This is a genomic window from Fluctibacter halophilus, assembly GCF_020687825.1.
Taxonomy (GTDB): domain Bacteria; phylum Pseudomonadota; class Gammaproteobacteria; order Enterobacterales; family Alteromonadaceae; genus Fluctibacter; species Fluctibacter halophilus.
Genome location: NZ_JAJEWP010000001.1, coordinates 748,312 through 774,744, shown reverse-complemented (window position 1 = coordinate 774,744; position 26,433 = coordinate 748,312). Strand labels below are relative to the sequence as shown.

The following is a 26,433-nucleotide window of genomic DNA, read 5'->3' as shown; positions in this document are numbered from 1 at the left end:
TAAAGTATGACAGTGCCGGGTAAGGAAGACAAATTGTCACAATCGGTTACTGTGACTGAACGGTTTTCAGGTGTCTCGCTAACGCCACGGTTGTCGTGATCCAATAGCGGTTGCGATTGGCGGCAAGGTAGTCGAGAAACTGGCGATGCGCCGCACTGTCGACACTCAAATGGTCACCGCCGATACCGTGAAATGACACACTGGCGATCCCGCCGTCGCGCGCCGCCTTTTCAGTAAAATTAATCAGCGTTTGGGCGCTTACATCAACCGGAAACCAGGTGGGTATTACGGTGATGCCGGGAGACACCGGGGGAAGCTTGGTATCATAGGGTACCCGCATCACGCTGATATCAGCAGGCAGCATCGCCCAATAGTTTTTCCCTCCGACCAAATGATCACCACAGGGTGGCGTAAATGAACGTTCACTTGCCGGCGCCAACTGATTAAGTTGCTGCTGCGCCCGTTCAATATCGGCCAGTAGTTGTTGTGCAGACCAACGACTCAGATCCTGCTCTGCGCTGACCCAGCCGCGTCCGGCCCGATCACCGCGACAGGGATGACTGAACGTATGATTGCCCAACGCATGCCCTTGCTGCGCCACATCCCGCCATTGCTGCCACGTGCCGGAAGCGTCAACGGTGGTCAGCGTGAGGTAGAAGGTGGCCTTGATGTTGACGTCATTAAGCTGTCCCACGGCCGTGTATAGCTGACTGGGCAAGGCATCATCGTAACCAAGCACAACCGCAGCCTGGGCATCACCTGGCCAAGGCTTGGCTAAGGTCACGCCCGCGGCCAACAGAGCAGCGATAGCCCATAGGATTCTCCAGTAGCGCGCCGCCATGGCTTGATTCTCCCGTGTGTAAAAAAGTCAGCATGCGCGCAATTGCAGGGGTTTTCAATCTCCCCCGTCGTCACCTGGCCCTTAAAACATATATTTCAGTTCTATAAGACTTGAAACCACCCCCCAACTTAGCGCACACTTGCTCGTCCTTTAGTTCACCACGGGACACTACCGTGCCACAGGATACACAATCTTCGCTACAACCCTTGTTTGAGGCCGCGTTAAAGGTCCAGGCATATGCCCATGCGCCCTATTCAACGTTTAAGGTCGGCGCCGCAATAAAAGCCGACGATGGCAACCTGTATGTTGGCTGCAACGTTGAGAACGTGTCTTACCCGTTAGGCCAATGTGCTGAGGCCAGCGCAATTGGTGCGATGATCAGTCAGGGCGCAAAACGCATAGAACAGGTTATGATTGTCAGCCCCAATAGCAAGCCTTGCCCGCCCTGTGGCGGCTGCCGTCAGAAATTGCGTGAATTTGCTTCGCCACAGACACCGGTTCACCTGGCAACGCGGGATGGAAAAGTCGAAACCCTGACACTGGGTGAGTTGTTGCCAAAAGCGTTCGATATGTAAACTGGACGCAAGTGCGTTTCAACCACCTGCGCGCGGCACTACACTGAAGATACATCGCCTCTTCGGGTATCTCATGCGCCAGACACCTCTCGCCCAGCAAAGGCGAGCGTTTTTGTTTCACTTCAGCGGGTCATTGTTGTTGGTCAGTTGTGCCCTTGGCTGGCTCACATTGACCAACAATGTGGGTCACCCGGGTACCGCTTTCCTTTTATTGTTCAGCGCGCTCTTTGTGCTGATTATCAACCCCTCTTGGTCACCTCCGCAGCAACGTGCACAGCGATTTGCGCCCGGTACTGGGGATGTCAGCGTGACACCTCAACTGCACTGTCACCTTAACACCACAACCCCGCGCACCCATGGCGCAGTGACAGTACTGTTTGCTGATTTACAGGGTTTTACGCGCTATTGTCGCTCACGCCCCCCGGAGCAGGTACTTGGTGACCTCGATATGTTGTTTAAAGGCTATGATTTCATTACCTCGCTGTGTCAGATGGACAAGGTCAAAACCGCCGGCGATCAATACATGGCAGCGGCAGGATTGAACAACGCCCAACCGCTCAACCCGCTGCAGGCGAGTCATTGCGCCTGGTTAATGCGTGACTATGCTGTGTGGTGGGCAGCAAACATTAACGCACCGTTGCAGGTGCGTATCGGACTTGCGACGGGCGCAGCAATATCAGGTATGCTTGGCCACACTGACAAGTGCCTGGATGTTTGGGGGAACACCATCAACATTGCAGCGCGTATGGAACAGTTGGCACCGGCCAATCACATTCTCCTTCACAGCAGCACCGCAAACGCTGTGAGACGGTATTGTCAGCTTTCAGCAAGACAGACATTATTCCCGAAAGGGTTGCCCACACAAAGTGGCTATTATTTGGAAAAACTGACAACACTATGTACACACTGCACAACTTTGATCGTCAATCCTTCTTACGCAACTACTGGCAAAAGTCACCGGTTGTTCTGAAACAATTGCTGCCCGATTTTGACGATCCTATCGACGAACATGAGCTTGCCGGTTTGGCAATGGAAGAGGATATCGATGCTCGCATCGTCAGACGCAGCGGTGATCAGTGGCATGTTGCCCATGGACCGTTTGAGGATTTCAGTGCTCAGTGCGTGGATCAGTGGAGCCTGTTGGTGCAGGGCGTCGACAACCTGGTGCCGGCTGCAAGGGCGTTATTGGACGCTTTTACCTTTCTCCCTGTGTGGCGCCGCGAAGATGTCATGGTCAGTTTTGCGGTGCCTGGCGCTGGCGTGGGACCACACCTTGATCAGTACGATGTGTTCATTGTTCAGGGCAAAGGGCAACGGCATTGGCAAGTGGGTGGCCGTGGCGACTACCAGGAGCAAACGCCCCACCCTGCGTTGCGTCAGGTAAGCGGATTCGAACCGGTCATTGATGTGGTGCTCTCCAGTGGCGACGTGCTGTACATCCCACCAGGATGCCCCCACGCGGGTCAGGCAATTACCGACAGCATGAGTTTTTCGGTTGGCTGCAGAGCCCCCTCTCAGGCAGATTTATTCAGTGCATTGGCGGATCACCTTATTGACCAGTGCAGTACACCTCGCTTCGCGGATCCGAACATGCCGGTCCGCACCTTTGCCGGTGATTTACTCTCGTCTGAAGTGGACGACTTACGCCAGCTGATGCGTGCACGAATCGATGATCCAAGCTTCAGTCAGTGGCTGGCAAGCCATCTGAGTCAGCCACATCGAGAATTCGCGCCCAGTGCTCACACTAGCGCTGAAGAAGTCGGTCAGTGGCTGGATCAGAAGATCACGTTCTGGCCAACCCTAAACCCGCGATTTATCCGCATCGATGCGGCCCCGGAGGAACACAATCTGTGGGTCAATGGGATGGGTTTTTACTGCCCGGAGGATGCCATGGCACTGGTTGAATCTTTCCTGAGTGCGCCCCATTGGCAAGCAAATTCTTCATTGAACACAAATAATCGTTTATTTTTTGTTCAGTTTTTGACTAAACTTATAAATGCGGGATTTTGGGATCCCGAGCTTTAAAGGAGACCCTGATGACGTTTACAGTTGAAAACGTCGACTGGGGGAAAGCAAAACACAAACTCAGCAAACTGAGAGAAAAGGTATTTGTTTACGAGTGGCGCATTCCGCGTGAATGCGAGTTCGACAACCGTGACAGCCGGGCTGCACATGTGTTGTTATTGGATGAGTCCGGTCATGAGGTGGCAACCGGACGTATCACACCAGACGGTGAAATCGGTCGTATTGCCGTTGAATCAAACTATCGTAAACCCGCTGTTTACCAGGTACTCATTGATGCACTGCTAGACATTGCCCGCGCGCGGGAAATTCAGCAGGTAAGTGTTCAGTGTGAGTTGGAAGGTGTTGAATATTACCAACAACAAGGATTCCGACCAGTCGGAGCAGTTTATATGGACGCCGGCATTCCACGTCAACGAATGGCCTGCGCACTGCACTCTTTCACACTACCCCGTGTGGATCTTACCCACTAGGGCGTGGTTGGCAAAACCGCCAGCCATGCCCTCGCGGCTTTTCCTATTACCCAGCGTTGTTTTCCCACAAACTGTCTTGCTGACTCATTGTGTACAAGTTCTCAGCCCGCGCTTCAAGAAGCTGAGCAAATGCAAGCTGGGTTTTATCATCTGCCGCGGTGCGACGAATGTTTTCCGCTTTTACCTGCCAGGACATGGAAAAATGCCGCAGAGCGTCGCGGGCCGTACTGGCATTTCCGTAGGCCATAAAATCGGTCGGTAAATCACCTGCCATAACCCAGTACATGGATTTGTCCTGTGCTTTGATTTTCCAAAGCGCTAAGTACGGTGCAAGGTATCGGCTGTCTTCAGTGATCACGGCGTCAAACAGAACCCCGTTTTCTGCCAGAAATTTATTCGCTTTCTGAAACTGGGCCCGCACCCATTCCTGCAGTTGCTGTTGATCCATTTGTGGGTTTTGTTGGTCACTGCTCATTGCGCAGGCTCCTCTGTTAAATGTGCTAATAATGCTTGTAATGGGTGCCGTGGTTTAGCCCCTTCAATGCGCTTGACCTGGCTGCGGCATGAAAAACCGGTGGCCAGACACTGTGAGGGACTGTATTGCTGCAACGCCTGTTGCCAACTCAATTTATAGATCCCGACAGAATTCGACAGGTTTGCCGCCTCATGGCCGTATGTACCGGCCATCCCGCAACACCCTACGGCTACGCTTTGCAGTTTAAGGCCGAAACGGTCGAATATGGTTTGCCAGTCTTTTTCCATCGACGGTAGCGCGGTTTTTTCCGTACAGTGCCCAAACAGTGCGTACTCAGTATCACCCTTCAGTGCACCACTGACCGATTCATTGACAAACCATTCGTGGAACAACTGCACGTTGAAATCCCCACGTTCCTCGCCCAGGGCTTTGGTGTACTCATCCCGATAACACAGCACCAAGCTGGCATCCAGACCAATCATCGGCAAGCCAAGGTCCGCAATCTCGTTAAGAAATGCGGCACTGTCTTTCGCGGTGGCCTCAAAACGCTGTAAAAAGCCCTTGACGTGCTGGGGCTTGCCATTCGGTCGAAATGGCAATACACAGGGGCGATAGCCGAGGGTTTGCAACAGACTGACGCAATCCTCAACCAGCTCAGCTTCGTAGAAACTGGTGAACGGATCCTGCACGATCAAAACCGTCTTCTGACGCGCCTCTTCATCCAACGCACGCAGACGAGGCAGTGTTAACTGAATATCACTGTGTTTGTCTGCCAACCGTTTTTTCAGTGTTGGCACCGACAATGGGGGCGGGTCAACGTAACCCACCCACTGACGGATAAGGTATCGGACCGGTCGCCAGCCCTGAATACTGTTGACCAATGCGGGCGCAACAGCCAGGAGCGGCGCCATACGCTCAATGTTGGCAACCAGATGATCTTTCATCGGGCGCAGGTAACGTTGGTAATACAGGGCGAGGAAGCGTGCCCGAAAGGTTGGCACATCGACGTTGACCGGACATTGGGTGGCACAGGCTTTACAGGCCAGGCAACCGTCCATAACCTCTTTGACCTCATGAGAAAAATCAACCACCTCATTGCGCCGCAACGTGTTGCGCAAACGTGCAAACCAGGCATGTTTATGGGTCTCTGGGTCGTCCTCAAGCGCGTGCACATCGACCTTATGCTGGGCCAGTAAGCGCAGCCATTCACGCATCATACTGGCGCGACCTTTTGGACTGTGCCGTCGGTCGGCGGTGATTTTGCTCGATGGGCACATCGGTGACGAGGTGTCGTAGTTAAAACATAATCCGTTGCCATTGCAGCTCAATGCAGGTGCAAAGTCATTGCGCACTTCAATCGGGATCTGCCGGTCGTGGTCACCCCGTTTCGGATCGGTCACACGCACGAGCGAGGCGTCACTGTCCAGAGGAGTACAGATTTTGCCCGGGTTCATACGGTTTAATGGGTCAAACGCCCCTTTGATAGCCCGTAATTGGGTAAATAGCTCAGGGCCAAAGAACGCCGGACCGTATTCACTGCGATAGCCTTTGCCGTGCTCCCCCCACATCAGACCGCCGTACTTGGCCACCAACGATACGACCTGATCAGACAGGCTTGCCATCAATTCAGCCTGTTTGGGGTCACACATGTCCAGCGCAGGACGCACATGCAGCACACCAGCATCAACGTGGCCAAACATGCCGTAAGCAAGGTCATGCTTATCCAATAGAGCACGGAACTCCATGATAAAGTCGGCCAGATTTTCCGGTGGCACAGCCGTGTCTTCCGCAAATGCTATCGGCTTTTGCCAACCGTCGGCCTTACCCAACAGACCCACGGCCTTTTTCCGCATCGCATAAATTTTACCAATATCCGCTTTTTCAAACGTGACCTGAAAACCGATGACACCGTGCTTGTTACGGGCCTCTTCGCTGCTCAGCTCGGTTTCAAGTGCAGCAATTTTGGCCTTTATTTCATCCTGATCATTACTGTTGTATTCGACCATATTGAGGCCTTCAACCTCACAGCCGGGAACCGGTTTGATCAAATCAGCGACGCTGTGCCAAACAATATCCTGCTTGGCCAGATTGAGTACTTTGCTGTCTACCGTTTCAACCGATGTCGCTTTGGCAGCGACCATGTGAGGCGCGTGGCGCAGCGCCGACTCAAAGGAATCATACTTAACATTGACCAATGCTTTGTAGGTCTGGATGGGGGTAATGTTCAGTTTGGCTTCGGCCACAAATGCCAGCGAGCCTTCAGAGCCGGTGATCAATCGACTCACATCAACGGTGGCGAGATCATCACTGATGGCATGTTCTAGATCATAACCGGTAAGAAAACGGTTTAAGCGCGGAAACACCTTCAGGACCTGTTCCCGATAGCCCAGACAAGTATCCAGTGCCTGCTGCAGAATGCTGGCCAAAGGCCCGCCTTTGGCAACCACTCTGCGGGCATCTTCCACCCCCATCGGAGCGGTATCGATGCGCGTGCCATCCGCCAGTACGCTGGTCAGTTCAAGGACATGATCGCTGGTCTTGCCGTACACCAAAGAACCCTGCCCTGAGGCATCGGTGTTGATCATTCCGCCAATGGTTGCGCGATTACTGGTGGACAAATCGGGAGCAAAAAAATAGCCGTGTGGTCGCAACGCATCATTCAGTTGATCTTTAACCACACCGCACTGCACACGCACCCAGCCGTTTTCTGCATCGATTTCAAGGATCCGGTTCATGTGCCTGGACATGTCAACCACGATGCCGGCTGTCAATGACTGGCCATTGGTTCCCGTACCGCCCCCGCGCGCACTGAAGCACACGGTTGGATGAGCGGTGGCGACTTGGCCAAGGATTTCCAGGTCTTCCACACCGGTAGGAAACACCACTGCCTGAGGCAGTTGCTGATAAATGGAATTATCGGTGGCGACAGCTACGCGACTGGCATAGCCCCGTTCAATATCGCCGCCAAAATCACTCCCCTGCAGAGCGTCAAGAAATGCGATGTACTGCTGATGTAAAGCAGCGTGCGGATCCAATGCTGGTAACATGCAAACAACGTGATAAGCAAATAATCGCTGGATTATACAGAAGCTCAGCGATCAAATCGACTCACGTCACAGCGATATCAGGCCGAATTAAATCACACTTCTGTCCGCCAACAACCCACAAGGCTAAGCAATACAAAAAGCAGTTGCACACATCCCAGCCATGCTGAGTATTGTGCAACTGTACGTGACTTAAACGGTGCCAGATTTACAGCGCTGTGACTTTAATCCCTGCTCATGAGCGCTTGGAAACGCCAGTGTTGCAGAGACCGCGTTACTGACCTGCTTACCGGTCTCACGTTCCTGCACCCACACCGTGATGGTGTCATCGTCGATGGACCTGTTCAGCATGTAACGTTTGCCACCATCCAGCTCTGCCTCCAATAACACGTAGGCTTCACGCTCACTTGCCGGCACATCCCGTTGGCGAAGCGTAGCCTGGACCCATAATTTATGTTGCCCCTGCTCGAATTGCAGCGGCCGGTTCCATTCGGTGGGCATCTGGTTATGACACATCAGTTGTACCCGCTGTGGGGAAGCATCATCTTGGTTATTGAAGTTTTCAAACGCGATGCTATCAGCAGCGATAGTGTCATCAGCATTGATGACCGCGCAGCCATTTACGCCAACAGCGACGGTGACGGCAAACAAAACGTTTTTGATCATTTTCACACTCCTTATGCACGTTTCGGGATCTCACCCGCAGCGTTGATTGCGGGTAAGTAAACTATCCTCCCTACTGGTTAAAAACGCAAGTCTTGCGCCCTGAAGATCACTGCCCTTCAGCTTCCGTTCAGCCAGGCCGGAGGGTAAACCCCGAGAAAAACCATGTCAGACGTGTATTGTACACACCTCTCACATGTGTAATGATAACCATTATCACTTAGATTCATAAAAGTAGACCGTAACACCATGAGTATCCTTTCCAACCGTCAGTGGTTTCAGTTGCACGGATGGTTGTCCTTGCCGATTTGGGCCGTATTTATGTTTGTTTGTCTGACCGGCGCAATCGCTGTGATCAGTCATGAGTTGACCTGGCTGACCAATCCAAACGCCCGCGCCGAAAACCCACATCAGCAGGACGCCAAACCGCTGCATGAGATTGCCACCCTGGTGCAGCGCCAGTATCCCGAAGCCGACATCAGTGGCGTTGCCGTGCTTGAGCCCTACCTCGTTAACGTGGTGATGTTCAGCGACAGTGACAAACCCTATGCGCTGGCCTATGTCAATCAGTACACAGGGCAGATTCAGGAAGTAAACAACGGCACTACGTTCGTTACCTTCATGCGCTCGTTGCATGGTTGGCTGTTGTTTCCATGGCATCATAATTTCAGCATTGGTTACTACCTCGTCAGCGGCTTATCGATTGTCGTACTCGGCGCTCTGATCACCGGAATGATGGTGTACAAGCGTTTCTGGCGCGGCTTCTTGAACCCTAAACTACGGCTCAGACAAGGGGGTAGAACGGCGCTTGCAGATCTTCACCGGATCGGCGGAATTTGGTCGTTGTGGTTTATGTTGCTGATGGGACTGACCGGTCTGTGGTATCTGGTGCAAGCAGTGCTATGGCATTCGGATATCGAGATAGAGCCTTACCCAAGGCTACTACCTGCCAGCGTATTGCCACAATCCACCGCCACCGAATCCCCCCAGCCATCGTACACATTGGCCAATGCCCTGTCAGCCGCGCAACAGCGTTTTGACAATTTTCAACCCAGTTATGTGATGATGCCTGAACACCATCGGGATACCTACAAATTGTCCGGACACGGCGGATCAATCTGGTTTGATCATTACAGCTATAACCTGGCCATGGATCCGTGGACTGGCGACATCACCCAGCAATTCTCCCCAGACACCATGACCCCCTTGCAAACCCTGATGCATCTGGCAGATCCGCTGCATTTTGGGTACATCGGCGGACTATGGACCAAGGCCATCTGGTTTATCTTCGGATTAATCCTCAGTGGCATGTCGCTCAGTGGCTTTTTGATGTGGTACAAGCGTGTGGTCCACAATCGGCGCAGTACAAATGCCACAATGGTGTCACATCACCGTGCCGGCAAGGAGGTTGTCTCATGAACCCTGTACACCGCGACAAAATCAAACGCGTGCTATTTCGCAGCAATGCTGTGCTACTCGTGTTACCGCTATGGTATTTGTACCAGTCACTGAACCCCACATTTCCAGACCCGCTGGCGCAACAATCGATTGAAGAATTGACGGTCACCCCAATGCCCCTCGATAACGAAGCGCCCTACATGCATGACGGCGTGTATGTAAAAGACTTTATGGTGACATTCACCCCCAATGACATCTCCCCCCTTCGTCAGAGCTTTATGCACATTGGTCCAGAGCCCCTTGACATTGCAACGTTGGAGCAACGCTTCGAGGGTATGTTGCACGGGTCCCGATACGGCCAGCACGTTCATGCGCTGGCACCTCAAATTATCGGCGCAAAAGACAAGTTGTGGTTAACGGTACAGTTTTGGGATGGCCGCACCGGATTGGCATCCTGGTCACTGTCCAAACGGGTCACACCTTAGGTGCGTTGCATTCTGTTACAACTGCACAGTGGCTTGTGAGGCGGCGGTTCACTATAGTGAGTTCAGGAAACTGTCAGGATATGCTAATGAAAAAAACCGCTCGGATCAGTCTGGGAGCAGTGCTACTCATCTGTGGCGTGCTGTTTTTCGTGGTTCCCGGCTCCATGCTGCTGGTCATCGCAGGACTGGTATTGCTGAGTCTGGATATACCCCACGCCCGTATCTGGCTCAAACGGTCACAATCAAGCATGCGTCGCGGAGCAGTAAAGCTGGACCGCATTCTGCTGGCGCGTAAACTACGCTAGTACCTCAATGCTCTGACCTTCCTGTGATAACAGTTGTTGTTTGCGGGATGCACCCCATCGATAGCCACCCAATGCACCGTCTCCTCTGAGCACTCTGTGGCAAGGGATCAATACTGCCAGCTTATTAGCAGCGCAGGCATTGGCCACTGCCCGATGGGCACCAGGTTTGTCGATGGCACGGGCGAGTTCACCGTAAGATAACGTCTGCCCGGGTTTAAGGCGCGCAAGGAATCGCCACACACTGATCTGAAACGCAGTGCCCTGCAGATCGAGCGGGATGTCGGGTAGTCGGGTATTGTTGCGCAAATGGCTATCGAGTGCCGAAATCCAGCCATCTAACAGGGGCTCACTGGACAGCGGACTGGCGATAAGGCTGGCTTGCGGAAACTCCTGATGCAGGGCGGACAACAAGTCACCATAGTGCTCGCCAAAATGCACATAACATACTCCCCGTTCGGTGGCGGCCATGATCACATTTCCCAGCACGGTCTGGCGCACGGCAAAATGAATATTCTGTTGTGAGCCACCTTGCTGGTAGGTTGCCGGCGTCATTCCCATATTGTCATCAATGTGCTCATAAACCCGACTGGAAGAGCTGAACCCTGCTGCATAAATGGCAGTGGTAACATCCTCACCCTGCTTCAAATGTTGCTTGAACCGGTTCAATCGCACCGCCAGTTGAAACTGCTTGGGCGACAGACCAAAAACCTCTGAAAACTGACGTTGCAAGTGATAGGGACTGATGGCAAACCGACGCGCCAACGCCGTCAGGGTTATTGCTTGGTCACTGTATTGCTCAAGGTAGGCGGCACACTGAAAGAGTCGTGACTGTAGATTGGATTGGCTCATGGTTCTCTCTTTCACGTAAAAAGACAGTGCTAGGTTAAGCAACATCATCCAGACAGACTATCCGGTTGTTGCTAAAAAAAGCAATAAACGGACAGCGATTGTTTTACAACCGTTAGACACTCCCCTTTTGCCCTTAAAAGGAGATCCCAATGCCATTCCGCTTCTACCCGCTCGATGCGCAGTCCTTTGCGCACCTTCCAGCCCTGACCAACGATCAACGCACAGCACTGGGTGTACACACACTGACCGCCGATGCCGATGTCGGTTTCCCCTGTCGGGTCAGTTTACAGGACGCCAAACGGGGAGAAACCCTCTACCTGTTAAATGTCACTCATCAGGATGTTGCAGGTCCATACCGTGCCAGTCATGGCGTATTTGTCCGCGCCAGCGCTCAACAAGCGAGAGTCTGTGATGTCGATGCAGTACCGGACATGATACGCCGCCGAGAAGCGTTGTCGGTGCGCGGTTTTGATAACAATCACATGATGACCGACGCATCACTCACCACTGGCCAGGACATCGAGGCAGCCATCGCGCAGCTTTTTGCCGTACCTCAATGTCGTTACCTGCATGTTCACAACGCCGCCCGCGGCTGCTACCTGGCGGGAATAAAGCGCGCCTGACAACTGACAGGCACAAAAAAGGCGGCTTAACAGCCGCCTTTTTATTCGTGTCTTACCCAAGGTTTAACCGAGCTTTTCATTCAAATATAACCAGGTCTCAACCACGGTGTCAGGGTTCAATGACACGCTGTCGATACCCTGCTCGACCAACCAGGCTGCCAGGTCTTCGTGATCCGACGGCCCCTGACCACAGATACCGACATATTTGCCACGCTTCTTGGCCGTTTGAATCGCCATTGCCAACAGTTTTTTCACTGCAGCATCGCGCTCATCGAACAAATGTGCGATCAGACCCGAGTCCCGATCCAGTCCCAGTGTTAACTGGGTCAGGTCGTTGGAGCCGATGGAGAAACCGTCAAAAATGTCGAGGAACTCATCCGCCAACAAGGCATTGGACGGAAGCTCACACATCATGATGACTTTGAGGCCATTTTCACCCTGTACCAGCCCTTGTTCGGCCAGCAGCTCAATCACTTTACGACCTTCTTCAAGGGTACGAACAAAGGGGATCATGATTTCTACATTGGTCAATCCCATGTTGTTGCGCACCCGCTTGATCGCCTCACACTCCAACGCGAAACACTCACGGAAGTCTTCAGAGATATAGCGACTGGCACCACGGAAGCCCAACATCGGGTTTTCTTCATCGGGTTCATATTGATACCCGCCAACCAGGTTGAAGTATTCGTTGGATTTGAAATCGGACATCCGCACAATCACCCGTTTGGGCGAGAACGCCGCACCAATGGTCGAAATACCTTCCACCAGCTTCTCGATATAGAACTCAACCGGCGACGCATAACCGGCAATCATGTCGTTGATTTCAGCTTTCAAATCATCAGGCTGATTGTCGAAATCCAGCAATGCTTTAGGGTGAACACCGATCATTCGGTTGATGATGAACTCAAGACGCGCCAGGCCAACGCCTTCGTGAGGCAAGCGGGCAAAATCGAAGGCACGATCGGGGTTACCTACGTTCATCATAATTTTCATGGGCAGATCAGGCATGGAATCGATACGTGAGGTCACCACATCGAATTCCAGGTTGGCATCATAAATGTACCCGGTATCACCTTCGGCACAAGAAACGGTGACCTGATCACCGGTCTGAAGCGTCTCGGTGGCGTCACCGCAACCTACGACTGCTGGAATACCTAATTCACGGGCAATGATGGCCGCGTGACAGGTACGTCCGCCACGATTGGTCACAATCGCTGCAGCCTTTTTCATGATCGGTTCCCAATCGGGGTCAGTCATGTCGGTTACCAACACATCACCCGGCTGGATTTTATTCATTTCGTCGATAGAACCGAGTACTTTGGCGGTACCCGCGCCAATCTTGTGACCGATGGCCCGACCTTCACAGATCACTTTGGCACTGCCTTTAAGCTGGAAGCGCTCTATCACCTGCATGTCTTCGCGACTGCGCACCGTTTCAGGGCGAGCCTGAACAATGTACAGCTTGCCATCCAGTCCATCTTTAGCCCACTCAATGTCCATCGGACGCTTGTAGTGCTGCTCAATGATTTGTGCTTGTTTGGCCAACTCGCTGACTTCAGAATCAGTCAGTGAAAACTGATGGCTGTCCTGTTTGTCGACATCGACAATCTCAACCTGCTTGCCGTGAGACAGATCATCAGAGTAGATCATCTTAACCAGCTTACTGCCCAGGTTACGACGTACAATAGCAGGCAGACCTTTGTTCAGTGTTGGCTTGTGCACATAAAACTCGTCTGGGTTGACCGCACCTTGCACGACCATTTCACCCAAACCGTATGATGAGGTAATGAAAACAACGTCTTCGAAGCCTGACTCGGTGTCGATGGTGAACATAACCCCGGAAGAGGACATGTCACTGCGCACCATGCGTTGAATACCCGCAGACAATGCCACACCTTTATGGTCGTAGCCCTGGTGAACGCGGTAGGAAATCGCTCGGTCATTGAACAGAGAGGCAAACACGTGCTTGATGGCGACCAGCACCGCCTCGTAGCCTTTCACGTTGAGAAACGTTTCTTGCTGACCAGCAAACGAAGCATCGGGCATGTCTTCGGCAGTTGCTGAAGAGCGAACAGCGAAGGACGCTTCATTACCCGCATCCGCCTGCAACTCGTCAAACGCGCTTCGAATGGCGTCTTCCAATGCAGGTTGGAACGGTGTATCAATAATCCAGTTGCGAATTTGCTCGCCAGCTTGTGCCAGCGCAGTGACATCGTCAACATCCAGATTGTCTAAGACTTCATGGATGCGCGCTTCAAGCCCGCTCTGGTCAAGAAACTCATGAAACGCACTGGCGGTGGTTGCAAAACCGCCGGGAACCTGAACACCGGCGTTGGCCAGATTAGAAATCATTTCACCCAACGATGCGTTTTTGCCGCCTACTCGACCAACATCATTCATGCCCAGTTGTTGGTACCAAACTACGTATTCTTGCACTGCCCAGCTCTCCAATAAGAATTTCGGTTTACGTGTCGCCATCCAAGCGGAAAATCACACATTGTCTTGCAAGAAAAGCACATCAGCATGAGCATGTCGAAAAGTTGGTCTCTGCTGCTGGCTTTTTGCGTGGGGAATTTTAGAATGTTGGTAATAAGAAAGTAAAATTTTATTTCTTTCTGTAATAAATTTACACCAATGTTAAGGAATTGTTGTGCGCTCAGCTTTTTATATTTCAGACGGTACCGCCATTACCGCCGAGGTTTTTGGCCATGCATTGCTGTCTCTGTTTACGGTTGAATTCAATCATGTCACCGTGCCGTTCGTCGAAACCGAAGAACACGCACATGAGGTCTTGCAAAAAATATCTGAAAGTTTTCAAGACTCAGGAGAACGCCCTTTAGTGTTTTACACCATCGTGAATACCGAAGTGCGCAATGTGATCGCCAAATCAGTGGGGATCAACTACAACTTCCTCGACCAGTTTGTAGCGCCACTTGAGAAAGTCCTCGGTGTTCCCTCCAAACCAGAAAAACACCGCACCCACAGTATTCACGAAAAAACCTATGATATTCGCATAGACGCGGTCAACTATGCCCTGGCCAATGACGATGGTTCCAACCTCAAAGACTACAATGAGGCAGACATTATCCTGGTCGGTGTATCCCGCTCCGGCAAAACCCCCACCAGCCTGTATCTGGCACTGCAGTACGGTATCAAGGCTGCCAATTATCCGTTCACCGAAGAGGATATGGGTGACATTCTCAAAATGCCGCCGGTATTGCGACGTTTCAAACACAAGCTATTCGGCCTGACCATCAAGCCGGAACGGTTACACCAGATCCGTTCGGAACGACGGGCCAACAGCCGCTATGCCTCATTGCAGCAATGTCGAATGGAGTTGCGGGAAGTGGAAAACCTGTACCGTAAGGAAAAGATCCCCTTTCTCAACAGTACCCAGTTTTCGATTGAAGAAATGGCAGCAAAGATCATCGCCACAACAGGCCTGCAGCGGCGTAAATGGGCCTAGTCTGACGTTTCCAGTGGGGCGCCACCGCGGCGAAATTCAGCTTCGACCATGTTGGCGATGCCCCTCAGCACATCAATGTCCCTGTCGGTAAACACCCGCGGCACTTTGTCTGTCACACATAGCGAACCAACGGGGTATCCCTGTGCGCCGCGCAAAGGGATACCCAGATAACTGCGAATAAGGGGTTTATCTATCACGGCCGGGTGATCGTCAAAACGCTCGTCTAGCCAGGTATCCGGCACATACATATGGCTTTGTTCATTGATGGTGTGCGCACAGAACGCTTCATCCCTGGGAGTTTGTGTGCCTTCTATGCCGAGTTTGGACAAAAACCACTGTCGTTCCTTATCAATCAGGGAAATCACTGCCATCGGGGTCTGAAAATAGTCGCTTGCCCGCTGGGTCAGTTGATCAAACCGGGCCTGAGGGGGAGTATCCAACAGCGCCAGTTGGTACAACTCCATTAAGCGTTGGGTTTCGTCTGCAGGAATAATAGGTACTTTCATTCGGGCTCTCTTGGACTAAAACCGAACATCATCCGACAGCCTAGAGTGTAGCAATGATCACGGATTGTTTAGATCATCTCCGCCTAAAAACATCTCTTTCGGCGTATAGTTGATCCAATCCATCTGATGAACAATCAACCCCTGATGATTGTAGGATTGCCAGATAACAAAACGCCAGGGCCCCAGGCGTTGATCGTGGTACTGGAAAGGCAAGAAGGTACCACGGGTGATGACCGTATTACCGTCAACGATCTGTTGCTCAATGACCAGCGTTTTGTCCTTGAGCAATCTGACACTGCCGTCATCCCAGCGGTAAAAGTTTCGAAGCGCCTGCCGGCCCTGAATACGTTGGCCATACACCATGTCTTCCAATAGCGCATCCTCGGCATAGTGGGCAATAAAGGCGTCCAGATTGTCGCGATTTTTATACTGTTCAAAGTACTGCTGCGCAGCATTGGCTATCGTCGTAAGGGTAAAAGCGGTATTGCCTTCTGCCGTGTCGCGGGTTGCCACAGAGCTGACACAAGCGCTGAGACTCAGGCCGATGAGAACTAAACTAAGCAGGCGCTGCAGCATTACACCCTTCCGCCAGTGACTTTATTGGCGCGCCCTTCTTGTTTGGCCTTTTCGGCCCGACGTTTACGCACTTCTTTGGGATCGGCGATCAGTGGGCGGTAAATTTCAATCCGATCACCGTCCTTTGGTGTGTCGGACAATTTACAGGTACGGTTCCAGATCCCCACCTTATTGACCGACAAATCAATGTCTTTGTAGCGACGCAAAACACCCGACGCCTTGATCACGTCTTCAACACTGCAGCCCTTTTCAACCACCACCGTAAGCAAACTCTGCTTGTCCGGCAAGGCATAGGCCACTTCCACAGAAATCTGCTGGTCCGTCACAGGTACACCTCTTTCGCCCGCTGGGTAAACGCGTTGACCATATTTGCCGCCAGGGTCTTAAACACTTTACCAAACGCCAGTTCAGCCAGTTTACTGGAAAAGGCAAAATCCAGCTGCAATTCAATCTTGCACGCATCTTCAGCCAATGCAGTGAATGTCCAGCCGCCGCGTAAATGCGTAAAAGGCCCCTCGACCAATTGCATCTCGATGCGTTGCGGGCGAGACAATGCGTTACGTGTGGTAAACCACTGCCTGACACCCGCCTTAGAGACCAGCATTGATGCTTCCATACGGTCCTCGTCCTGATGTAAAATTCGGGTTTCTGTGCAGCCCGGCAAAAACTCTGGATAGGCATTCACATCATTGACCAAATCAAACATGGATTCTGCACTGAACGCGACCAACGCATGGCGATTGATTTGCGGCATCATGTCTCCTTCTACACACACAAAGCCATCGAAAATATAAGCTGGGCAGTGTAGCACAATCGTCCATAACGGGAATAATGTCTGCACAACACAGATTTTTCAGCCCCCTAAAGACAAATTAAAAATCACTGGTATACTACGCCGCCATGAACAAGAAGAAGTCAAAACCCGTCAGCAATACCATCGCGCTCAACAAGAAGGCCCGCCACGACTACCAATTAATGGACAAGTTTGAGGCAGGTGTCGAATTGCAGGGCTGGGAAGTAAAAAGCATCCGAGCGGGCAAAGCCAACATTACCGACAGTTACGTGATCATCCATCAGGGTGAAGCGTACCTGATGGGAAGCCGTATCAGCCCGTTGAATCAGGCCTCATCCCATGTGGTTTGCGATCCAGAGCGCAACCGTAAACTGCTGCTCAATAAACGGGAGCTGGACAAACTGATCGGCGCCCGGGAACGTCAGGGCTACTCCATCGTTGCCACTGCAATGTATTGGAAAAAGTGCTGGGTCAAAGTGGAAATATACCTCGCCAAAGGTAAGCAAGCGCATGACAAACGGGATGCGGTGAAAGACCGCGATTGGGCCCGTCAGAAAGAACGGGTGATGAAACATAAAGCCTGATCCCACCCGCGGGTTCAGCCCGCGTGTGGGCATCCGCGCATCAGCGTTCATCCTGAGCGGTCAATGTGCTTGTGAAACACCCCCCTCAATGTTAGAATTCGCCGCCCTTTTTCGGGGAGGCGCAGATTCGTCTGTGCGAACGAGCAGGTTTTTGGTCGCGAAAATCTGCACACACTTATTTTTATTGGAGTTTATACACCATGTCTGAAGCGATTTTTACCTTGGATGCAGAAGTCCGTACTGACCTGGGGAAAGGTGCGAGCCGCCGCCTGCGTCATGCTGACAAAGTACCTGCTATCCTGTACGGCGCTGGCAAAGAGCCGGTAGCACTGACGCTGGAACACAACAAAGTGATCCAGGCACAGGAATTCGAAGCGTTTTACTCTCACGTTCTGACCCTGAACATTGGCGGCAAGAAAGTGGAAGCACTGTTGAAAGACATGCAACGCCACCCTTACAAGCCAAAAGTAACGCACATGGACTTCCTGCGCGTTGATGCCAAGTCTGCAGTTCACACTAACGTGCCTCTGCACTTCATCAATGAAGACAAAGCTGCTGCTATCAAGACTGAAGGCGGTCACGCCGAGCACCACATCAATGATGTAGAAGTCAGCTGCTTGCCTAAAGATCTGCCTGAGTTCATCGAAGTGGATCTGGCTGATGTTGCAATGGGTCAAACTGTTCACTTGTCTGAGCTGGTTGTACCTAAGGGTGTTACCCTGCTTGAGCTGGCTAAAGGCGAAGAGCACGACCTGGCGGTTGTTACCATCAAGAAAGCAAAAGGCGCAACTGCAGATGATGCAGACGCAAGTGCCGAAGGTGATGAAGAAGCAACTGAGGAATAAGTTGCTTGTCTGCACCGAAGCTTATCGTGGGCCTGGGAAATCCAGGCCCCGAATACCAGCATACCCGGCACAATGCCGGTAGCTGGTTTGTCGAGCGCATCGCCTCGACCCTCCATTGCCCCCTCAAGCTAGAAAACAAGTTTTTCGGTTACACCGGCAGAGTTACCTGGTGTGGCCATGATATCCGTCTGCTCATACCGACCACGTACATGAATAAAAGCGGCCAGTCAGTGGCAGCCTTGTGCAATTTCTATCGCATCGACCCGGAACAGATCCTCGTCGCCTACGATGAGCTGGATTTACCGCCAGGCGTTGCAAAATTTAAAGTCGGTGGCAGTGCCAGTCAGAATGGCATACGTGATATTGTCAGCAGTCTGGGCAATAACAAACAGTTTTTAAGATTGCGCATTGGTATTGGTCATCCAGGCCATAAAAGCCGCGTTACCGGGCACGTACTGGGGAAAGCGCCAGCCGATGAGCAACAAAAAATGGATGCTGCAATCGATGAAGCCATCCGCTGCACCGAGATACTACTGAAAGACGATCTCAAACGCGCGATGAATCGACTGCACAGTTTTACTGCCGACCAGTAATGTCGGCCACTACACAGTAAGAGGACACACCATGGGGTTCAAATGTGGCATTGTTGGGCTGCCGAATGTAGGCAAGTCTACCCTGTTCAACGCACTGACGCAGGCGGGCATCGAAGCCGCCAATTTCCCGTTTTGTACCATTGAGCCCAATACCGGTGTCGTACCCGTGCCCGATCCCCGCCTGGATCAACTTGCGGCGATCGTAAATCCCCAGCGCGTTATCCCCACGACAATGGAATTCGTTGATATCGCGGGTCTGGTCGCTGGCGCATCGAAGGGTGAAGGTCTGGGCAATAAGTTCCTCGCCAATATCCGTGAGACAGATGCCATCGGGCATGTGGTGCGTTGTTTTGAAAATGACAACATTGTGCACGTGGCCGGACGTGTTAGTCCAAAAGATGACATTGACGTCATCAACACCGAGTTGGCATTGGCCGATCTTGAAACCACTGAAAAAGCCCTGATCCGTGTCGGTAAACGGGCCAAAGGTGGTGACGCGGATGCCAAATATGAATTGAAGGTGTTGGAAAAGATTAAACCGCACCTGGACGAGGGCTTGCTGCTACGCGCGCTGAAACTCGAAAAAGAAGAGATTGCCGCCATCAGCTACATGAACATGCTGACACTGAAGCCCACCATGTACATCGCCAACGTCAATGACGACGGGTTTGAAAACAACCCTTATCTCGATGAAGTGAAAGCGATTGCGGCTGATGAAAATGCCGTGGTTGTGGCCGTGTGCGCAGAAATTGAGTCAGAAATCGCCCAGTTGGACGAGGAAGAAAAGCAGGAATTCATGCAGGACCTCGGCCTTGAAGAACCTGGACTTAACCGCGTCATCCGTGCCGGATACAACCTGCTGACTCTGCAGACTTACTTTACCGCCGGAGTGAAAGAAGTGCGCGCATGGACCTTTCCCGAAGGCTCTACTGCGCCACAAGCAGCAGGTAAAATACACACCGATTTTGAAAAAGGATTTATCCGCGCTGAAATCGTCGGTTTTGACGATTACATCGCCTGTGGTGGCGAAAGCGGTGCCAAGGAAGCCGGTAAGTGGCGACTGGAAGGCAAAGAGTACATCGTCAAAGACGGTGACGTGATCCACTTCCGCTTCAATGTTTAATCGATAAAACAAACCCGCCCCCCGGCGGGTTTTTTGTATCACTGGCACAAATCCAACACCCCTTCGGGTCCATTGCGGACGAAACCCACAGTGTCAATACTGTGCGCCAGTGCAGCGCTCAATGGCTCTATCAGCTCACGGTGCCGTTGATGCACATAATGAAAGACCTCGCCTTCGTACCAGGGGGTTGGTGCAACCCGTACATCTTCGAGCGGGCCGGTGTGAAAACCGGTCGCATGCTCCAGGCCCAGCGCATAATCAATGCGTTTGCGCTTAAACATTCCCTGCAACGCGTCGACGGTAGGCACCCACACAGCGCGGGCGGCCTGCTGGCTGAGAAAACGTGACATCGCATTGTCTCCGGTGATCAAACCAACCTGAGTGTTTCTGTTCGCCAGCACTCTCAGTGAACAGGGCAGACCAACACGACAATACAGGCGTCCGCGCACGACCCCTAACGACGTTGGCACCTTGACCAATTCAGCTTGCGCCTGACCGGTGACTTCAGAACGTACCAATTCAGCATCGAGGTTGCCGCGGGCAGATTCCACCAGCGCCCGTCCGCTGACCATCACCACAAATTCGGGCTCTATCCCCAGCTGCACATAAGCATCGCGAACAATGGGACAGAACAGCAAACGTACCGAATGGTCGTCCACCACAGAGATCGCCATGCGCTGCGGCTTTGGTTGTGCGTGCAAAATGCAAGCACCCAGCAGCAGCCACGCTCCCATCCAATATCGGCGAAATCGTCGTCCCTCTCGCACCCTGCACACTCCCCTTGCAGTTTCCCAGTCCTTCCCCTAAGCCTAGACGATACTCAGCGTAACGAAACCCTTTGTCGTAGATCGTAACAATCCAATCAAAGGGACCTCTTCTTTACCCCAGATATCAGCAATCTTTTTCACCTTCCAGCGCAAAATCGGGTCACGCCCTGCTCCACTGCAATGCCCGCACTTTTGTAAAAAACTGCAGCAATTTTCAATGAATTGTTCAATCCTGCAGCGAAAAACAGCGTCTTTGGCTAACAAACGTTCAAACAGTTAATCGGGACAAAAAAAGAGGTTGACGTTAAAAAGTCAGATCAGCATAATACGCGCCACTCCAGAACGGAGTGCATCAAGTGGCTACGTAGCTCAGCTGGTTAGAGCACATCACTCATAATGATGGGGTCGCAGGTTCGAGTCCCGCCGTAGCCACCATATCCTTTTTACGAAAGACTGTCCCTTTCAAAGGATATGCTAAGCGGAAGTGGTGGAATTGGTAGACACGCTGGATTTAGGTTCCAGTGCTTCACGGCGTGAGAGTTCAAGTCTCTCCTTCCGCACCATCTGTTGGGGTATAGCCAAGCGGTAAGGCAGCGGGTTTTGATCCCGCCATTCGTTGGTTCAAATCCAGCTACCCCAGCCATTTTTAGAAAGACCCCGTTGCGTGTCAGTGCGCGACGGTTTACCACTGGGGTATAGCCAAGCGGTAAGGCAGCGGGTTTTGATCCCGCCATTCGTTGGTTCAAATCCAGCTACCCCAGCCATATCAAGACGGCTCGCTCAGGCGAGCCGTTTTCGTTTGTATCCCCCGATTTCCCGCTTCCAGCCCTTTTTCCTTTACAGCGCTTGTCGCACGTTGCAGACTTGTTCGATTAAAATCAATCGGTTGCAGGACGAGTTTTGATCAACGAGATAGTCGCATTCATCAATAACATCCTTTGGGGCGATGGCCAGATCCTCATTTATCTGCTGGTCATCACCGGTGTATGGTTCACCGTTCGCCTCGGTTTCCTTCAATTGCGGCATTTCGGCCACATGTTTTCTGTCATGCGAGGCAGTACCCACAGTGACAAAGCGGGGATCAGTTCCTTTCAGGCGCTGTGTACCAGCCTTTCAGCCCGGGTCGGGACCGGAAACCTTGCCGGGGTGGCTGTCGCAATCTCACTGGGTGGCGCCGGTGCGATTTTCTGGATGTGGGTAATTGCCATTCTGGGCATGGCCACAGGCTTTGCCGAAAGTGTGTTGGGTCAGTTGTACAAAGTGCGAGATGATAACGGTGAATACCGTGGGGGGCCGGCCTACTATATTCAACAGGGCCTGAATAAGCGTTGGTTAGCCATCTTGTTTTCACTGTGCCTGTTCTTAGGCTATGGCTTTATTTTCAGCGCTGTACAGGCCAATACCATCACCGATGCCCTCAACCATGCCTATGACATCGACACCCTGTATTCCGGCTTGGCGATCATCTTTTTGGCGGGACTGATTGTGGTGGGCGGTCTGCGCGCCATTGCCCGTTTTGCTGAATGGGTGGTGCCCTTTATGGCTATCAGCTATGTACTGGCCGCCATCGTCATTACTGCGATGAACTTTGAGGCCGTTCCCGGCCTGTTGTGGGACATCATCTCATCGGCATTCGGTCTGCAGGAAGCCGGCGCTGGCGCATTGGGCGCTGCAATCAAAAACGGTATTCAGCGGGGTCTGTACTCCAATGAAGCTGGCTCAGGCAGTGTGCCTCACGCCGCCGCGGGTGCCACGCCCAACCCCAATCACCCGGTGTCACAGGGTTATGTACAGATGCTCGGCGTGTTTATCGACACCCTGGTGCTTTGTACCTGTACGGCGATCATCATTCTGCTGGCCGGCGGCGCATCCGGTGATCATATGGAAGGCATTCGCCTGACCCAGACCGCCATGAGCGAACACATGGGCGCTGGGGGCAATGATTTTGTTGCCGCCGCGATCAGTTTATTTGCCTTCACGTCCGTGGTGGCCAATTACGCCTATGGCGAGAGTAACCTGCACATGTTTAAGCTCGACAACAAGCTGGGCCGCACGGCTTATACCGGCGGCTACCTGGCCATGATCCTGTGGGGTTCGATGGCCGCCCTGCCGGAAGTCTGGGCCATGGCAGACATGGCATTAGGGTTAATGACCGTGATCAACATCATCGCCATTTTATGGCTCACACCCACCATTGTGTCGATCAGTAAAGATTACTTTGCCAAACGGGACCGCGGCGAGCGCCCGGAGTATAAAACCGGTGATTGTGACATCCAGGGCGAAAGTGAAAAAGGCATTTGGGGTTAAAAACATGATGCATAAACGCCATTGTTTGAGTGTGTTACTCGGCCTGACGTTGATGGGCTGCGGCCAGAACGAAGTGGGCGACGTGTCACTGGGGTTATTCACCACCAAGGACATCAAAATTAACAGTCTGGTGGATCCATTGGTGCCGGGTGTCACCTGTCACATTGCCAGTATCGAAGCCAACCTGAGTTTCTCAGACCCGTCTGACAGTTCTATCGCCTGTCGCCAGACGGGCGAAATCACCCCCAATATGCTGGCATCCATCGACCGTTCCGATGCCGGTGAAGTGGTGTTCAAAAAATCCAAAAGCATCTTTCTGAAGAGCATGAAAGTCAGACGGATTTACGATCCACAGGCGCAAACGTTGATTTACCTGTCGTACTCCACCAAAGAAACCTCCGGGAGTTTTAAACACAGTATGTCAACGGTCCCACTGTGGGGCACCCAGGCTTACATCGACCCGACAGCACCCCAGAGTGCTGAGCCCCGTTGAGGCTGCCTCTGACCGCGCAGGGACGTTGTCGTTTGGCGGCCAAGCCGCCTAAAACACATGTCGCAACAGTTGTACAACCAGTAGAATGGCCACCAGGGGTAGGATCCAGCGACTGATTTTTGCGCTGTCCTCGGCACTGATGCGCAATTTACTGCGCTCAATCAGTGGAATAACAATAAACAAGGCAGCAAACAACACTGCCAGAATAATGACGACCGTCATGATTTCTCCTTTTACACCCCAAGGGCGTACTTCAGCGCACGTCGTTTTGCCAGAGGCAGCCGCTCAGCCAGCCATAGCCCCGCATTGCGCAACCCTTTGAGCAGCGGTTGCTGATTACTGAATCCGGCATACAGTACATCCATGCCTGTCATCATCAACGCGTTGTCAAAACGGCGCTGCTTTTCATAGTCTCGTAGGGCCTGGTCAACGTCTGCTTGTGCCTCGAAGGCTGCCAATAAGGCTTGCACGTCTCGGAAACCGAGATTCACACCCTGCCCTGCCAGGGGGTTGATGGTATGTGCTGCATCACCGAGCAGCACCACCCGCTGTTTCACGTAACGTTGCGCATGCATACGGGTCAGCGGAAAACTGGCGCATTCCAGCACCTCAATGGGCGGCAATGCTGCCGGGAAATGGGATGTGACTTCGGCGGCCAGTTGCACGCGGTTCAATTGCTTTAAGCTGGCCACCTTTGCAGGACTGTCATACCACACCAGCGACGCGTAGCCATCATACAAGGGTAAAAACGCCAGCGGCCCCTCAGGCCTGAATTGCTGCCAGGTAATGTCTTCTGCCGGTTCTGGCACCTTGACCAAAATGGCCAGCGCCTGCTGCTGGTATTGCCACCCTGTGGTGCCGATACCGGCTTGCTGACGCACCGCCGAGCGCGCACCATCCGCGCCGAGCAACACGTCATAGGCCAGCGACTTACCGTTCGCCAACGTCACACGCTGAGTGCAGCTATCAATGTGTTTGAACGACGTATCGGTGACCCACTCCACGTTACTGTAAGCACGGAGTGCCTGATGCAGCGCCAGCTGGACCAGACGGTTTTCGACAATGTGGCCAAGGTGGGACACACCCAGTTCGGTGGCACTGAATTCTGTACGACAGACGGGGTCTTCCCACACGGCCAGGCGCTGAAACGGACAACTGCGCATCTGCAACACCGACTCCCAGGCCTGCAGCTTGTCGAGCAGATGTTGTGAGGCCAGACTGATCGCCGACACCCGCATATCTGGGGCTTGTTCCGGCGCAAAGGGGGCCGGCATGTGCGCCTCAATGAGGGTCACATTGTGGCCTTGTTGCGCCAAGCCGATAGCGGCTGCCGCCCCTACCATGCCACCACCAACAATACAAAATGCCTTGGGCACTGCCCGTCTCCTTGAATGTGTCTCCCACGGAAAGGTGCATGATACGAAAAAAATCCACCGGAATTAAACTTTTTACCACAATACCGCGACTGATAGTGTAAGGGTTTGCAAGAAGGCTTTTGCAACACCCGGTAACTGAGTGTTTCCCTATGATCGTTTGCCGTCGGTGGTCGCCATCGACGGCTTTTTTTTTGTACCACACCGATCCTGACCGGTTTTCTGCTACACTCTGCGCCCCTGTTAACCAATGAATGACGTTATATGCTTCAATCCGCCATCTTCGTCGGTGGACTTTGCCTGATCATTGCTGAATTACTGTTTGCCGGAGTCGGCGCATTGGTGAAGCACCTCAGCCTGACCCTGAGCCATACTCAATTGGTGTTCTTCCGAAACCTGTTCGCGTTAATCGTGTTGTTGCCCTGGCTACAACGCAATGGTATTTCCGGCCTTCGAACCGCACACCCGGGACTGCATTTGTTCCGTTCGGTATTGGGTTTGTTGGCGATGTATTGCTTTTTTATGGTGTTGGCCAACATGCCATTGGCACCGGCAATGATGGCCCTGCTGACCGCGCCCTTTATCGTACCCATCGTGGCGCGCGTATGGTTGAAAGAGGCGGTCACACATCAAACGGTCTTCGCGATGTTGATTGGCTTTGTCGGCGTTGCGGCGGTGTTACAACCGGGTAGCATGCAATGGTCTGGTTATGCGGGTTTAGCTGTCTTATGTGCGGTAATCGTTGCCATCAACAAGTGCAGTATCCGCAAACTCAGTGAAACCGAACCCTCCGCGCGGATTGTGTTTTATTTCACCTTTTTATCGGTGTTGGTCAGCGCCATCCCGTTGCCCTTTGACTGGCACACTATCGCGCCGATGGACTGGCTGGGGCTGGCAGTGATGGGTGGATTGGCCGGCATTGGACAATTGCTGATGACCAAAGCGTTTCAACTCGCCTCGCCGGTGAAAATCGGCTTGCTGACATACTCCAGTGTGGTGTTTGCGGCGTTTCTCGGCTACACCTTCTGGGGCGAGCCGATCAGTCAGGGCCTCATTGTCGGCACGTTACTGATCATCTGGGCTGCCAATATCACCTTACGCCAGCGCTGGTTTTTGTAGGCCTGACAACGGCTTAATTCTTTTGCCCCAAGGTTGCTGCAACGGGCGGCAATTCCTCGTTTTATCTGGTGTTAGAGGCCGATACACGGTAAAATGGCCGGTTCAGTTAATCATCATAATTGTTGCGTGGCCACA

At 52.6% G+C, this 26,433-nt stretch carries 29 protein-coding genes and 4 tRNA genes; 20 read left to right on the top strand and 13 right to left on the bottom strand.

Features of this window, described 5'->3' with window-relative positions:
* Positions 1 to 46 precede the first annotated feature (46 nt).
* Positions 47 to 841 carry a polysaccharide deacetylase family protein gene (locus tag LJ739_RS03650; RefSeq protein ID WP_229157237.1) on the bottom strand — a complete coding sequence of 265 codons (795 nt, stop codon included), beginning with the start codon at positions 839 to 841 and terminating at the stop codon, positions 47 to 49.
* Between the two features lie 173 nt (positions 842 to 1,014).
* Between LJ739_RS03650 and LJ739_RS03645 the strand changes: the two genes are divergently transcribed.
* From LJ739_RS03645 to LJ739_RS03630, 4 genes are all read left to right on the top strand, one after another.
* Positions 1,015 to 1,416 carry a cytidine deaminase gene (locus LJ739_RS03645; RefSeq protein WP_229157236.1) on the top strand — a complete coding sequence of 134 codons (402 nt, stop codon included), beginning with the start codon at positions 1,015 to 1,017 and terminating at the stop codon, positions 1,414 to 1,416.
* Between the two features lie 73 nt (positions 1,417 to 1,489).
* Entirely contained in the window at positions 1,490 to 2,386 is an 897-nt protein-coding gene (locus LJ739_RS03640) for an adenylate/guanylate cyclase domain-containing protein (protein ID WP_229157235.1), read from the top strand.
* Complete coding sequence (locus LJ739_RS03635) at positions 2,314 to 3,441, top strand: cupin domain-containing protein (RefSeq protein ID WP_229157234.1); 1,128 nt, start codon at positions 2,314 to 2,316, stop codon at positions 3,439 to 3,441. The genes LJ739_RS03640 and LJ739_RS03635 overlap by 73 nt, the downstream gene beginning before the upstream one ends.
* 11 nt (positions 3,442 to 3,452) lie before the next feature.
* Positions 3,453 to 3,911, top strand: coding sequence for a GNAT family N-acetyltransferase (locus tag LJ739_RS03630; protein ID WP_229157233.1), 459 nt, complete (start codon positions 3,453 to 3,455; stop codon positions 3,909 to 3,911).
* Positions 3,912 to 3,957: 46 nt separating this feature from the next.
* Here LJ739_RS03630 and LJ739_RS03625 read toward each other — a convergent pair whose 3' ends face one another.
* From LJ739_RS03625 to LJ739_RS03615, 3 genes are all read right to left on the bottom strand, one after another.
* Positions 3,958 to 4,386 carry a DUF4826 family protein gene (locus LJ739_RS03625; RefSeq protein ID WP_229157232.1) on the bottom strand — a complete coding sequence of 143 codons (429 nt, stop codon included), beginning with the start codon at positions 4,384 to 4,386 and terminating at the stop codon, positions 3,958 to 3,960.
* Positions 4,383 to 7,433 (bottom strand): D-2-hydroxyglutarate dehydrogenase YdiJ, encoded by a 3,051-nt coding sequence (gene ydiJ / locus LJ739_RS03620; protein ID WP_229157231.1) that lies wholly within the window; start codon positions 7,431 to 7,433, stop codon positions 4,383 to 4,385. The genes LJ739_RS03625 and ydiJ overlap by 4 nt, the downstream gene beginning before the upstream one ends.
* A 189-nt stretch (positions 7,434 to 7,622) precedes the next feature.
* Positions 7,623 to 8,096 carry a hypothetical protein gene (locus tag LJ739_RS03615; RefSeq protein WP_229157230.1) on the bottom strand — a complete coding sequence of 158 codons (474 nt, stop codon included), beginning with the start codon at positions 8,094 to 8,096 and terminating at the stop codon, positions 7,623 to 7,625.
* Positions 8,097 to 8,342: 246 nt separating this feature from the next.
* Here LJ739_RS03615 and LJ739_RS03610 point away from each other — a divergent pair, with 246 nt between their 5' ends.
* The 3 genes from LJ739_RS03610 to LJ739_RS03600 all read left to right on the top strand — a co-directional run bounded on the left by LJ739_RS03610 (position 8,343) and on the right by LJ739_RS03600 (position 10,281).
* A complete protein-coding gene (locus LJ739_RS03610; protein WP_229157229.1) occupies positions 8,343 to 9,512 on the top strand; it encodes a PepSY-associated TM helix domain-containing protein in 1,170 nt (389 codons plus the stop codon).
* On the top strand, positions 9,509 to 9,976 hold the full coding sequence (locus LJ739_RS03605) for a hypothetical protein (protein ID WP_229157228.1): 468 nt from the start codon (positions 9,509 to 9,511) through the stop codon (positions 9,974 to 9,976). The genes LJ739_RS03610 and LJ739_RS03605 overlap by 4 nt, the downstream gene beginning before the upstream one ends.
* Before the next feature lie 86 nt (positions 9,977 to 10,062).
* Complete coding sequence (locus tag LJ739_RS03600) at positions 10,063 to 10,281, top strand: PGPGW domain-containing protein (RefSeq protein WP_229157227.1); 219 nt, start codon at positions 10,063 to 10,065, stop codon at positions 10,279 to 10,281.
* Here the strand turns inward: LJ739_RS03600 and LJ739_RS03595 are convergent.
* Positions 10,273 to 11,130 carry a methylated-DNA--[protein]-cysteine S-methyltransferase gene (locus LJ739_RS03595; protein ID WP_229157226.1) on the bottom strand — a complete coding sequence of 286 codons (858 nt, stop codon included), beginning with the start codon at positions 11,128 to 11,130 and terminating at the stop codon, positions 10,273 to 10,275. The genes LJ739_RS03600 and LJ739_RS03595 overlap by 9 nt on opposite strands.
* Positions 11,131 to 11,279: 149 nt before the next feature.
* Here LJ739_RS03595 and LJ739_RS03590 point away from each other — a divergent pair, with 149 nt between their 5' ends.
* A complete protein-coding gene (locus LJ739_RS03590) occupies positions 11,280 to 11,753 on the top strand; it encodes a DUF1203 domain-containing protein (RefSeq protein ID WP_229157225.1) in 474 nt (157 codons plus the stop codon).
* A gap of 63 nt (positions 11,754 to 11,816) precedes the next feature.
* Here the strand turns inward: LJ739_RS03590 and ppsA are convergent, their stop codons facing one another.
* Positions 11,817 to 14,189 carry a phosphoenolpyruvate synthase gene (ppsA, locus tag LJ739_RS03585; protein WP_229157224.1) on the bottom strand — a complete coding sequence of 791 codons (2,373 nt, stop codon included), beginning with the start codon at positions 14,187 to 14,189 and terminating at the stop codon, positions 11,817 to 11,819.
* 214 nt (positions 14,190 to 14,403) lie between these two features.
* Between ppsA and ppsR the strand changes: the two genes are divergently transcribed.
* The gene (ppsR, locus tag LJ739_RS03580) at positions 14,404 to 15,219 is read left to right on the top strand and encodes a posphoenolpyruvate synthetase regulatory kinase/phosphorylase PpsR (protein ID WP_229157223.1); all 816 of its coding nucleotides are present in this window, start codon (positions 14,404 to 14,406) and stop codon (positions 15,217 to 15,219) included.
* Here the strand turns inward: ppsR and LJ739_RS03575 are convergent.
* Genes LJ739_RS03575 through LJ739_RS03560 form a run of 4 tightly spaced genes read right to left on the bottom strand, consistent with a single transcriptional unit; the run spans position 15,216 to position 17,055 of the window.
* Positions 15,216 to 15,725 (bottom strand): GAF domain-containing protein, encoded by a 510-nt coding sequence (locus LJ739_RS03575; RefSeq protein ID WP_229157222.1) that lies wholly within the window; start codon positions 15,723 to 15,725, stop codon positions 15,216 to 15,218. The genes ppsR and LJ739_RS03575 overlap by 4 nt on opposite strands.
* 57 nt (positions 15,726 to 15,782) lie before the next feature.
* Positions 15,783 to 16,301, bottom strand: a complete 519-nt coding sequence (locus LJ739_RS03570) for a nuclear transport factor 2 family protein (RefSeq protein ID WP_229157221.1) — start codon at positions 16,299 to 16,301, stop codon at positions 15,783 to 15,785.
* On the bottom strand, positions 16,301 to 16,627 hold the full coding sequence (locus LJ739_RS03565) for an RnfH family protein (protein ID WP_229157220.1): 327 nt from the start codon (positions 16,625 to 16,627) through the stop codon (positions 16,301 to 16,303). Before LJ739_RS03565 ends, LJ739_RS03570 begins: the two co-directional genes overlap by 1 nt.
* Positions 16,624 to 17,055 carry an SRPBCC family protein gene (locus LJ739_RS03560; RefSeq protein ID WP_229157219.1) on the bottom strand — a complete coding sequence of 144 codons (432 nt, stop codon included), beginning with the start codon at positions 17,053 to 17,055 and terminating at the stop codon, positions 16,624 to 16,626. Before LJ739_RS03560 ends, LJ739_RS03565 begins: the two co-directional genes overlap by 4 nt.
* A 146-nt stretch (positions 17,056 to 17,201) precedes the next feature.
* Between LJ739_RS03560 and smpB the strand changes: the two genes are divergently transcribed.
* From smpB to ychF, 4 genes are all read left to right on the top strand, one after another.
* Positions 17,202 to 17,678, top strand: a complete 477-nt coding sequence (gene smpB / locus LJ739_RS03555) for an SsrA-binding protein SmpB (RefSeq protein ID WP_229157218.1) — start codon at positions 17,202 to 17,204, stop codon at positions 17,676 to 17,678.
* 200 nt (positions 17,679 to 17,878) lie between these two features.
* Positions 17,879 to 18,523, top strand: a complete 645-nt coding sequence (locus LJ739_RS03550; protein ID WP_229157217.1) for a 50S ribosomal protein L25/general stress protein Ctc — start codon at positions 17,879 to 17,881, stop codon at positions 18,521 to 18,523.
* A gap of 5 nt (positions 18,524 to 18,528) precedes the next feature.
* Entirely contained in the window at positions 18,529 to 19,116 is a 588-nt protein-coding gene (gene pth / locus LJ739_RS03545; RefSeq protein WP_229157216.1) for an aminoacyl-tRNA hydrolase, read from the top strand.
* A gap of 31 nt (positions 19,117 to 19,147) precedes the next feature.
* The gene (gene ychF, locus LJ739_RS03540) at positions 19,148 to 20,239 is read left to right on the top strand and encodes a redox-regulated ATPase YchF (RefSeq protein WP_229157215.1); all 1,092 of its coding nucleotides are present in this window, start codon (positions 19,148 to 19,150) and stop codon (positions 20,237 to 20,239) included.
* A gap of 38 nt (positions 20,240 to 20,277) precedes the next feature.
* Here ychF and LJ739_RS03535 read toward each other — a convergent pair whose 3' ends face one another.
* On the bottom strand, positions 20,278 to 20,940 hold the full coding sequence (locus LJ739_RS03535) for a hypothetical protein (RefSeq protein WP_229157214.1): 663 nt from the start codon (positions 20,938 to 20,940) through the stop codon (positions 20,278 to 20,280).
* A gap of 424 nt (positions 20,941 to 21,364) precedes the next feature.
* On the opposite strand from LJ739_RS03535, the gene LJ739_RS03530 reads away from it, so the two are divergent.
* From LJ739_RS03530 to LJ739_RS03505, 6 genes are all read left to right on the top strand, one after another.
* Positions 21,365 to 21,441 (top strand) — tRNA-Met (locus LJ739_RS03530).
* 43 nt (positions 21,442 to 21,484) lie between these two features.
* Positions 21,485 to 21,569: transfer RNA gene (locus tag LJ739_RS03525), tRNA-Leu, on the top strand.
* A 5-nt stretch (positions 21,570 to 21,574) separates the two neighbouring features.
* Positions 21,575 to 21,649 (top strand) — tRNA-Gln (locus LJ739_RS03520).
* A 46-nt stretch (positions 21,650 to 21,695) separates the two neighbouring features.
* Positions 21,696 to 21,770, top strand: a tRNA-Gln gene (locus tag LJ739_RS03515).
* A gap of 136 nt (positions 21,771 to 21,906) precedes the next feature.
* Positions 21,907 to 23,313, top strand: coding sequence for an alanine/glycine:cation symporter family protein (locus tag LJ739_RS03510; RefSeq protein WP_229157213.1), 1,407 nt, complete (start codon positions 21,907 to 21,909; stop codon positions 23,311 to 23,313).
* Between the two features lie 7 nt (positions 23,314 to 23,320).
* Positions 23,321 to 23,806, top strand: a complete 486-nt coding sequence (locus tag LJ739_RS03505; protein ID WP_229159396.1) for a CreA family protein — start codon at positions 23,321 to 23,323, stop codon at positions 23,804 to 23,806.
* A 48-nt stretch (positions 23,807 to 23,854) separates the two neighbouring features.
* Here the strand turns inward: LJ739_RS03505 and LJ739_RS03500 are convergent, their stop codons facing one another.
* Both LJ739_RS03500 and LJ739_RS03495 read right to left on the bottom strand, forming a co-directional pair.
* Positions 23,855 to 24,028, bottom strand: a complete 174-nt coding sequence (locus tag LJ739_RS03500; RefSeq protein ID WP_229157212.1) for a hypothetical protein — start codon at positions 24,026 to 24,028, stop codon at positions 23,855 to 23,857.
* A gap of 11 nt (positions 24,029 to 24,039) precedes the next feature.
* Positions 24,040 to 25,182: an FAD-dependent oxidoreductase gene (locus LJ739_RS03495; protein ID WP_229157211.1), complete on the bottom strand. Its 1,143-nt coding sequence runs from the start codon at positions 25,180 to 25,182 to the stop codon at positions 24,040 to 24,042.
* A 261-nt stretch (positions 25,183 to 25,443) separates the two neighbouring features.
* Here LJ739_RS03495 and LJ739_RS03490 point away from each other — a divergent pair, with 261 nt between their 5' ends.
* Positions 25,444 to 26,298: a DMT family transporter gene (locus LJ739_RS03490; RefSeq protein ID WP_229157210.1), complete on the top strand. Its 855-nt coding sequence runs from the start codon at positions 25,444 to 25,446 to the stop codon at positions 26,296 to 26,298.
* Positions 26,299 to 26,433: the final 135 nt, after the last annotated feature.